At 67.7% G+C, this 7,872-nt stretch carries 10 protein-coding genes; 2 read left to right on the top strand and 8 right to left on the bottom strand.

What is annotated here, in order from left to right; translation table 11 throughout:
• The coding region (locus Q7T84_RS07845) for a hypothetical protein (protein ID WP_304807463.1) at positions 1-311 on the bottom strand (311 nt) is incomplete at its 3' end.
• A gap of 3 nt (positions 312-314) precedes the next feature.
• Positions 315-1,001: a hypothetical protein gene (locus Q7T84_RS07840; RefSeq protein ID WP_304807461.1), complete on the bottom strand. Its 687-nt coding sequence runs from the start codon at positions 999-1,001 to the stop codon at positions 315-317.
• Positions 1,002-1,254: 253 nt separating this feature from the next.
• Between Q7T84_RS07840 and Q7T84_RS07835 the strand changes: the two genes are divergently transcribed.
• Positions 1,255-1,638, top strand: a complete 384-nt coding sequence (locus Q7T84_RS07835; RefSeq protein ID WP_304807459.1) for a DUF4168 domain-containing protein — start codon at positions 1,255-1,257, stop codon at positions 1,636-1,638.
• Here Q7T84_RS07835 and Q7T84_RS07830 read toward each other — a convergent pair.
• From Q7T84_RS07830 to mutT, 5 genes are all read right to left on the bottom strand, one after another.
• Complete coding sequence (locus Q7T84_RS07830; protein ID WP_304807457.1) at positions 1,635-2,492, bottom strand: kinase; 858 nt, start codon at positions 2,490-2,492, stop codon at positions 1,635-1,637. The two genes, Q7T84_RS07835 and Q7T84_RS07830, sit on opposite strands and share 4 nt — an antisense overlap.
• Before the next feature lie 337 nt (positions 2,493-2,829).
• Complete coding sequence (gene rsgA, locus Q7T84_RS07825; RefSeq protein ID WP_304807454.1) at positions 2,830-3,903, bottom strand: ribosome small subunit-dependent GTPase A; 1,074 nt, start codon at positions 3,901-3,903, stop codon at positions 2,830-2,832.
• Positions 3,904-4,099: 196 nt separating this feature from the next.
• Entirely contained in the window at positions 4,100-4,417 is a 318-nt protein-coding gene (locus Q7T84_RS07820) for a hypothetical protein (RefSeq protein WP_304807452.1), read from the bottom strand.
• Positions 4,417-4,944 (bottom strand): phage baseplate assembly protein V, encoded by a 528-nt coding sequence (locus Q7T84_RS07815; RefSeq protein ID WP_304807450.1) that lies wholly within the window; start codon positions 4,942-4,944, stop codon positions 4,417-4,419. The genes Q7T84_RS07820 and Q7T84_RS07815 overlap by 1 nt, the downstream gene beginning before the upstream one ends.
• A 92-nt stretch (positions 4,945-5,036) precedes the next feature.
• Positions 5,037-5,447, bottom strand: a complete 411-nt coding sequence (gene mutT, locus Q7T84_RS07810; RefSeq protein ID WP_304807448.1) for an 8-oxo-dGTP diphosphatase MutT — start codon at positions 5,445-5,447, stop codon at positions 5,037-5,039.
• A gap of 306 nt (positions 5,448-5,753) precedes the next feature.
• Between mutT and Q7T84_RS07805 the strand changes: the two genes are divergently transcribed.
• On the top strand, positions 5,754-7,241 hold the full coding sequence (locus tag Q7T84_RS07805; protein WP_304807446.1) for a DEAD/DEAH box helicase: 1,488 nt from the start codon (positions 5,754-5,756) through the stop codon (positions 7,239-7,241).
• A 104-nt stretch (positions 7,242-7,345) separates the two neighbouring features.
• Here Q7T84_RS07805 and Q7T84_RS07800 read toward each other — a convergent pair.
• Positions 7,346-7,872, bottom strand: a 527-nt coding sequence (locus tag Q7T84_RS07800) for a bifunctional ornithine acetyltransferase/N-acetylglutamate synthase (protein WP_304807444.1), incomplete at its 5' end; no start/stop codon positions are given.

Raw genomic sequence — 7,872 nt, 5'->3', positions numbered from 1 at the left:
TCGGAATAGCCATTCGGGGCCATGGTCGCCTGCAGAAACGGACGGTCCATTACGTAGACGCGAAGCTCCGGGCAGTAGGCCTCTGCGACCTTGCACATGACGTCCCGGACATAGCCGTTCAGCGCCGCGTCCGTGTTGCGGTCGGCGCGAGTCTTGGCTTCCGCCTCCGCCCTATCCATCGTCGACCAGAGGCCGCCTTCAACCGACGCGACGTCGGGGCGCAAGCCTGGCGCGCGCTGCTGGGCGACGGCGGGCTGAGCGACGGCGAACGCCGCCGTCAGGGCGATGATGGAGACCGCGCGGCGCATCATGGCCTAGAGCGGCGCGTCCTTGAGCACAGCCTTCACCAGTTCGGCCGCGCCCTCGGCCTTGCGCATGTCCGAGGTCGGACCGGTGCTGACCACGTTGAACCAGACCACACGGCCGGTCTTCAAATCCACCAGCGAGGCGAAGCTCTGCTGGCCGCCGATCGGCACGCCCACGCCCAACGCCGCCAGGCCGATCGCCGTCACCACCCGCGCCCCGCTGGCGTAGTTGCCGCGGCCATAGACGAACAGCGCATAGTCCGCATCATAGGCCGAGCCGAGCGCCTGCGCGCCTTCGCCCAGGGTCCAGTCGAAGGAACCCTTCTTGGTCGGCAGGGCCACCTGGCCATAGTTGAACATCATGATCGACTGACCGACCGCCTCGTGCAGCCTCAGCAGCTGACCGGTCCGGCCGGCCATGGCGTCGTCCGGGTCCAGCAATCGATAGGTGTGCGCCCGCGCCTTCATCTGCCGCTCGATCTCGGCGGAGACATTGGCGTGGCCCTGCGTGCTCCAGTCGGCTCTGGGCTCCTGGATGCCCGCCGCGGTGAGCACCGCCAACTCGATGTCCGGATCGACGAGCACGATACGCGCGCCGGGCGCCGGCTTGGTCGAATTGACCGCCAGCTTGGTGTTGGTCGTGGTGCAGGCGGCCAGCAGCAGACAAGCTGCAACGGCCGCAATCAAATGTCTCATGACGCCCCCCAGCGGCCCGCACAGCCGTGCGGGGCGAGCACAATCTATGCGGGCTTCATTAAACTTGTCGATGAGCAATTAGCTTCACCTTACGGAACCAACGCCCCCAAGCGGCGCCGATCAAGGCGGGGCGCCTGCCAGCTGCGCACAATCGGCGCGGACCGGTGTTCGGCGCATTCTGGTCCTATTTTGGCCCAGGGGAGCCCGTTAGGCTGACGGGGCTCGATCCCAATTAGGTTAGGAAACCCTCCGTATGCGTATTGCTATTCTGGCCGCTGGCCTGCTCGGCGCCGCGACCTTCTCCGCCTCGGCTCAAGCCCAAACCGCTCCGGCCGCTGAAGCTCCGGCCGCGGCCGCGCCCGCCGCCGGCGGTTTCACCGACGCCGAACTGAAGTCGTTTGGCGCTGCCATGACCGAAATTCAGAAGATCAACGCCGAGTACAGCCCCAAGCTGGCCGGGGCCGACGGCCCGACCAAGGCCACCGTCCAAAAGGAAATGATCGGGAAGATGAGCACGGCCGTGCAGGCCAGCGGCCTATCGCCCGACAAATACAACCAGATGTCGGCCGCCGTCCAAAAGGACAACGCCCTGCGCCAGCGCCTGACCCAGGTGCTGAACGCCGAACCGGCCGCCTAAAGCGACGCGCGTCGCTGTTTGTCGAGGCGGACCACGATGTCGGCCCGCCTCGGCATTTCTTCCAATATCCAGCGCGTGAGCCGCTCGTAGTGCGCGATGAAGGTCCCCACCTGCTCATCGCTCATCACGCGGGAGGCGTCGCCTCCCTCGCGGGCCAGACGTTCGCGCAATTTGCGCTCCTGCTCGATCCGCCAATCCAGCACAGCCTCGAAGCCGGGCGCCTGCAGAAGCACCAACAGGTCGAGCTTTGAGAACAGTTCCTGATAGGGTCCCGCCAGGGCCGTATTGGCATAGGTCCGCCAAACGCCGTCAGGGTCCAGGTCGCGCTCGAGAGCGTTGAGCGGCCGCGCCAGGGCGACATCCTCCTGCGGGCGGGCGCCGACGCACCAGCCTTCGAACAGCACCACGTCGGCCGGCCCCTCGAACGGCGCGCCTGACTTGCGATCATCACTGGCCTTGTCAAAGGCCGGCAGCAGGGTCTGGCGTGGCGCGCGCAGATCGGTCAGCAGCGCCTGGCCCCAGGCGACATCGTGGGTGCCGGGAACCCCGCGGGTGGCCAATAGCGGATGGACATTCCGCGCCAAGGCCTGGCGCTCGGCCCGTGTCAGGTAAATGTCGTCGAGCGAGAACAGCGCGACCCTCAGGCCGCCCGCCTCCAGCAGCCGCTTCACCACCGCCGTCAGGGTCGACTTGCCGCTAGCCTGGGGGCCGCAGACGCCGACCACCACCCCGCCCGATCGCGCGGCCTCCGTCTCGATCCGCTGGGCCAGCGGCACGGCCACCGCCTCGATGGTCCGCGCGTAGGAGGCCGGCAGCCGCTCGGCGGCCAGGAAGTCCGCCATCCAATCACCCATCGACGGATCCACGCGGCGATCTCCTTGAGCTGCTTCCGGCGCGGCGAAGCCGATCGCCAGGTCACGGCCAACGTCCGGTTGGGCTGCTCTCGGAATGTCGGCATTGCGATCAGATAGCCTGATCACCGCCCGACTGTGAACTGGGCGCCGGCGCTCAGGTCCGGTGCGTCACTTCGCCCTCGCCGAACGTGAATATGGGACTGGCGCGGCGCGCAGACTCGGGCTCAACTCAGAGGCGTTCGATGTGCACGTCGCACGCGAACTGGTCGAGACCTAGCTTCGGCTCCTAAGACGGCCCGCGGTGATCCGAGCTCACCGCGGGCCTTTTCATGTGCGTTCAGTAGGCCTCCCGATCGCGGTGCTTGAGCCGCTGACGCGAGGCCTTGTGGCGCTGGGCCCAGAGCTTGCGGTTCTCGATCTGGGCCTGTGGGTCGTCGCGGCGATCGAGGTGGGCCAATTCGCGCTGGAGCTTGCCGTAGCTCTTCCACCGCCCCTCATCGAGGTCTCCAAGCTCCAGGGCCGCCCGCACGGCGCAACCAGGCTCGGCCTGGTGACCGCAGTCGCGAAACCGGCACGCCGCGCCCAGGGCTTCGATATCGCCGAAGGTCGCGGCCACCCCCTCGTCGGCGTCCCATAGGCCAAGCTCGCGCATGCCCGGCGTATCCAGGACCAACGCGCCCGTCGGCAACACGACCAGTTCGCGGTGGGTGGTGGTGTGACGTCCGCGCGCGTCGTCCTCGCGGATGCCGCCGGTGGCCATCAGCTCGGCCCCGGCCAAGGCGTTGACCAGGGTCGATTTGCCCACACCCGAAGATCCAAGCAGCACGGCGGTCTTGCCGGGCGCCAGCAAGGCGCGGACTTCGGCCACGCCTTCGCCCGTCACCGCTGACACAGCGTGGACGGGAACGCCGAAGGCGATCGCCTCGACTTGCGAGATCAGGGCCTCGGCGTCTTCGCAGGTGTCAGCCTTGGTCAGCACGATCACCGGCTGGGCGCCGCTCTCCCAGGCGGTGGCGAGATAGTGTTCCAGCCGACGCAGGCTGAGGTCGGCGTTGAGCGAGGCGACCAGCAGGACCAAGTCCACATTGGCCGCCACCACCTGCGAGCCGCCGCCCGGCCCCGAGGCCCGGCGAATGAAGACGCTGGAACGCGGCAGCAGGTGATGGATGGTGGCCGCCCGTTCCTGTGCGCGGACCGTGCAAGCGACCCAGTCCCCGGCGACCGGGTGGTCGCCGATCAGGGCCTCATGGAGAAACTTTCCGGAAGGCTCGGCCGAAACCTCGCCCAGCGGCGTGGCGAGCCGGTAGAGCCCGCGCTGTTGAACAATGACGCGGCCGGGCGAGAAGCCGCGCGCCGCGTGGTCGGTGAAATGGCGTTGGAGCGTTTGGCTCCAGCCGTATGTGTCTAGCAAGGCTAGGCATCCTTCGGTTCGAAGGCCTGGTCAGGCGTTCGCCGAAAGTCCTACGGTATCAGGATACCTGTTCGGCGACGCAGCGGAGGGCGGTGCGGCTGAGAACAATCATGGCTACCCTCCTTTTCGCGTCGCATTGGGGACCCGCAAAAACTAGGCGCGGGCGCCCCACGGGTCAAGGAGGGCGCAGCGACCGTCAGATCCCGCGGACCCGGTTCTGCGCCGACGCAACGGTCAGCCTTGCGCCGGTGGGCGCGGCGAAGGCGAAACTATCGGTGAGCAACACGGGCTGGCCGCCAGAGGTGACGCGGCTCGCCGCGGTGGAGAACTGCGCGATCAAGCAGGGACCGCCGGCGTCCGGCGGCAAGGGACAACCAGCGATCGGCCAGGGACCGGCCAAGGTGGCGATCGGCGCGCCGCCAACCCGCACGCGGGCGTTTGGACCGGCTGGATGGGCCAAGCCGCCGTGAGCGCACATCACCACCGCGGCGGCGTCGAGGAGCGGGCTAGGCATCAGACGATCTCCAGCGCGCCGCCGTTGATGGTGACCGCCGGTCCGTTCAACACGATGCTGGCGCCTTGCCCGTTGTCGATGGTGATGCCGGCGTCGGTGACGCGAATGGTGGCGCCCGAGGCGCTCTGCAGCATCACACCGCCGGCTAGGCCGGGCAGGTCGCTGATCACCAGGCGGTTCTGCAGGGCGCTCTGCAACACGATGGGCGGTCCCGACGGCGATGCAGCCTGGGAGGCCGCGGGCGTCTCGGCCGCGCTCGACCAATAGCCGCCGACCCACACGGGGCGATCCGGATCCCCCGCCTCGAACTGAAGCCAGATGCTCGCGCCGACCGGCGGCACGAAAACAGCGCCCATGCCGGGTCCCGCCAATGGCAGGCAGGGCATGGCCCAACCGGGGACATCGGACACATCGGGACAGGCGATCGAAAGGCGGCCCACGCCTTGGGGATCCAAGTTCGCGACCACGACGCCCCGGTATAGGCCGAAGAACTTTGCGGCCGCCTTGGGCCGGGGTCTCGGAGGCATGAGCAGTTTCCTCGCGGCGGACTCGTCGCCGCCTGAGGAAAGCTAACCCCACATGGCGCCGACGTCCCGTGCTTAGCTCGCTGCGGTCGCGCTCAGATCAGGTCGCGCAACCAGGCGACCAGCGGCTCGTCGGCCGGCGGCATCGGATAGTCCGCGAGCTTGGCCGGCTTCACCCAGGCGAGGTCATCGTGCTCCTTGGCGGTCACGAAGCCCTCCCATCGCCGACACAGATAAAGCGGCATCATCAGGTGGAACGTCTCATAGGCGTGGCTGGCGAACACAAACGGCGCGAGGCAGGCGTGCGACACCTGGATCCCCAACTCCTCGTCGAGTTCGCGAATCAGGCACTGCTCGGGCGATTCGCCCGGCTCGACCTTGCCGCCAGGAAACTCCCACAGACCGGCGAGTTGCTTGCCTTGGGGGCGCTTGCAGATCAGCACGCGGCCGTCGGTGTCGATCAGCGCCGCGGCTGCGACGAACAGCATGGGTTTGGTTTCAGCCATGCCATTTCCTCGCGGTCTAAAGGCGAAAATGCAACAGGCCGCAGATGCACATACCCGCAGATCCCGGTTCTTCTTGACTTTTGGCCCGTGAACCGGCATTTCGGCGCTGCGCTGCAGCAATAGCGGCGCTATCGGTGCTCCAGCCGCGTGATGGGTTCTAAGAAAAGCCCAGCCTGTCGAGCGCCCTGAAGAGATCGCATAGATCGCCCCGCCACGCGGGGGCTTTCCACAACTGACCCGCGCCCCCGCGACCCTTGGCACAGCCAAGCGGCCGGGCACGGCGCATATGTGAAAGACACATACGTTTTGACCAAGTTTACAGACCTCGGCCTCGACAAGTCCTTGCTCAAGGCCCTGGCCGACGAGGGCTACACCACGCCCACCCCGATCCAAGCTCAAGCCATTCCGGGCGTGCTGAGCGGCCGCGACCTGCTGGGCATCGCCCAGACCGGGACCGGCAAGACCGCCGCCTTCGCCCTGCCGATCCTGCACCGCCTCGCCGCCGACCGTAAGCCCGCGCCCCGTCGCGGCTGCCGCGTGCTGGTGCTGTCCCCGACCCGCGAACTGGCCACCCAGATCGCCGAAAGCTTCAAGACCTACGGCAAGCACATGGGCGTCTCCGTCGCCGTGGTGTTCGGCGGCGTGAAGTACGGCGGCCAGATGCGCGCCATGGCCTCGGGCGTCGACGTGCTCGTCGCCACGCCCGGCCGTCTGATCGACCACCTCGGCGAGAAGTCCATCACCCTGGGCGGCGTTGAGATGTTCGTCCTCGACGAAGCCGACCAGATGCTGGACATGGGCTTCATCCTGCCCATCCGCCGGATCGTGAAGTACCTGCCCAAGGATCGCCAGAACCTGTTCTTCTCGGCGACCATGCCGACCGAGATCGGCAAGCTGGCCAGCGAATTGCTGAACCCCAACCCGCACAAGGTGGCGGTGGCCCCGGAATCGACCACGGTCGAGCGCGTGACCCAGAAGGTCATCTTCGTCGAGACCGCCCGCAAGCGCGCCCTGCTCTGCGAACTGTTCGCCGAGAAGAACTTCAAGCGCGTCATCGTCTTCACACGCACCAAGCGCGGCGCGGACCGGGTGGCCAAGTCGCTCGAAGCGGCCGGCGTCGAAGCCGCGGCCATCCACGGCGACAAGAGCCAAGGCCAACGCGAACGCTCGCTGGCGTCCTTCAAGGCCGGTGAGGTCCGCGCCCTGGTCGCGACCGACATCGCCGCCCGCGGCATCGACGTCGACGCCGTGACCCACGTGGTTCAGTACGAACTGCCCAACGTGCCGGAATCCTACGTCCACCGGATCGGCCGGACGGCCCGCGCCGGCGCCGGCGGTTCGGCCGTGGCCTTCTGCGCCGACGACGAACGCAACCTGCTGCGCGACATCCAAAAGGTGACGCGTCAGACCATCCCGTCCTTCGACCGCCGCAACGACAAGGGTCTGCACGTCATGACCCAGGCCATGCCGGAAATCGCCATGGAGCGCGCTGAAGCCGGCCGCAACAACAACGAGCGCGGCGGTGATCGCGGTCAACGCAAGCCGCAGAACCGCAGCGACCTGCCGGGCGGCCTGCGCCAGCAGCGCAACCGTCCGAGCGCCGGCGCCAAGACCGGCGGCGGACAACGTCAGGGCCAAGGCGGCGATCGCCATCCGCACGGCGCCCGCACCGGCGGCGAACGCGCCTCCACCACGCCCATCGCTCAGAGCCAGTTCAAGGGTCCGCAGCGCGAAAAGGCTCAAGCCCAGGGCGGCCAAAGCGCCCCGGCCAAGCGCTGGACCCCGCTGGACTAAGGTCCCTCATCATCGCCGCGGAGCATTGAAATTGCTCCGCGAGCCTTGAGCCTATCGATCCCCGGCCCGCTCACGCGGCCGGGGATTTTGATTCCAGGGGGGTCTTAGGAGCGATAGTCGCCGTTGATCGCGACGTACTGCTTGGTCAGGTCGCAGGTCCAGACGCTGGCCGTGCCGCGCCCGACGCCGACATCGACCGAGACCTCAAGCTCCTGGTTCTTCATGTAGGCGCTCATCTTGGCCTCGTCGTAGGTCGGCGAGATCAGGCCGTCCTGGGCGGCGATCAGGTCGCCGAACTGCACCTTCACACGGTCGCGGTCGATGGGCTCGTCGGCCCGGCCCACGGCCATCACGATCCGGCCCCAGTTTGCGTCCTCGCCGGCGAAGGCGGTTTTCACCAGCGGGCTCTCGGCGATGGTGCGGGCGATCTTGCGGGCCGAGGCCGGGGTCTCGGCGCCGGTCACGTTGATCTTCACGAACTTGCTGGCGCCTTCGCCGTCGCGGACCAGTTGCAGGGCCAGGTCCAGCAGAACCGCTTCCAGCTTCTCGCGGAAATCGGCCAGGCGCTTGTCGCCGGCGCGGCTGATGTTCGGGGCGCCGGACTGGCCGGTGGCGAACAGCAGCAGGGTGT

It is taken from the genome of Phenylobacterium sp., from assembly GCF_030654915.1.
Classification (GTDB): Bacteria; Pseudomonadota; Alphaproteobacteria; order Caulobacterales; family Caulobacteraceae; genus Phenylobacterium.
The sequence above is the reverse complement of the archived record's forward strand: the minus strand, read 5'-3'. Positions and strand labels throughout refer to the sequence as shown.

Coding starts and splice junctions, on each gene's coding strand:
- Q7T84_RS07820 (WP_304807452.1), bottom strand. CDS start 4,417: ATGCCTAGCCCGCTCCTCGACGCCGCCGCGGTGGTGATGTGCGCTCAC.
- Q7T84_RS07840 (WP_304807461.1), bottom strand. CDS start 1,001: ATGAGACATTTGATTGCGGCCGTTGCAGCTTGTCTGCTGCTGGCCGCC.
- Q7T84_RS07830 (WP_304807457.1), bottom strand. CDS start 2,492: ATGGGTGATTGGATGGCGGACTTCCTGGCCGCCGAGCGGCTGCCGGCC.
- mutT (WP_304807448.1), bottom strand. CDS start 5,447: ATGGCTGAAACCAAACCCATGCTGTTCGTCGCAGCCGCGGCGCTGATC.
- Q7T84_RS07815 (WP_304807450.1), bottom strand. CDS start 4,944: ATGCCTCCGAGACCCCGGCCCAAGGCGGCCGCAAAGTTCTTCGGCCTA.
- Q7T84_RS07835 (WP_304807459.1), top strand. CDS start 1,255: ATGCGTATTGCTATTCTGGCCGCTGGCCTGCTCGGCGCCGCGACCTTC.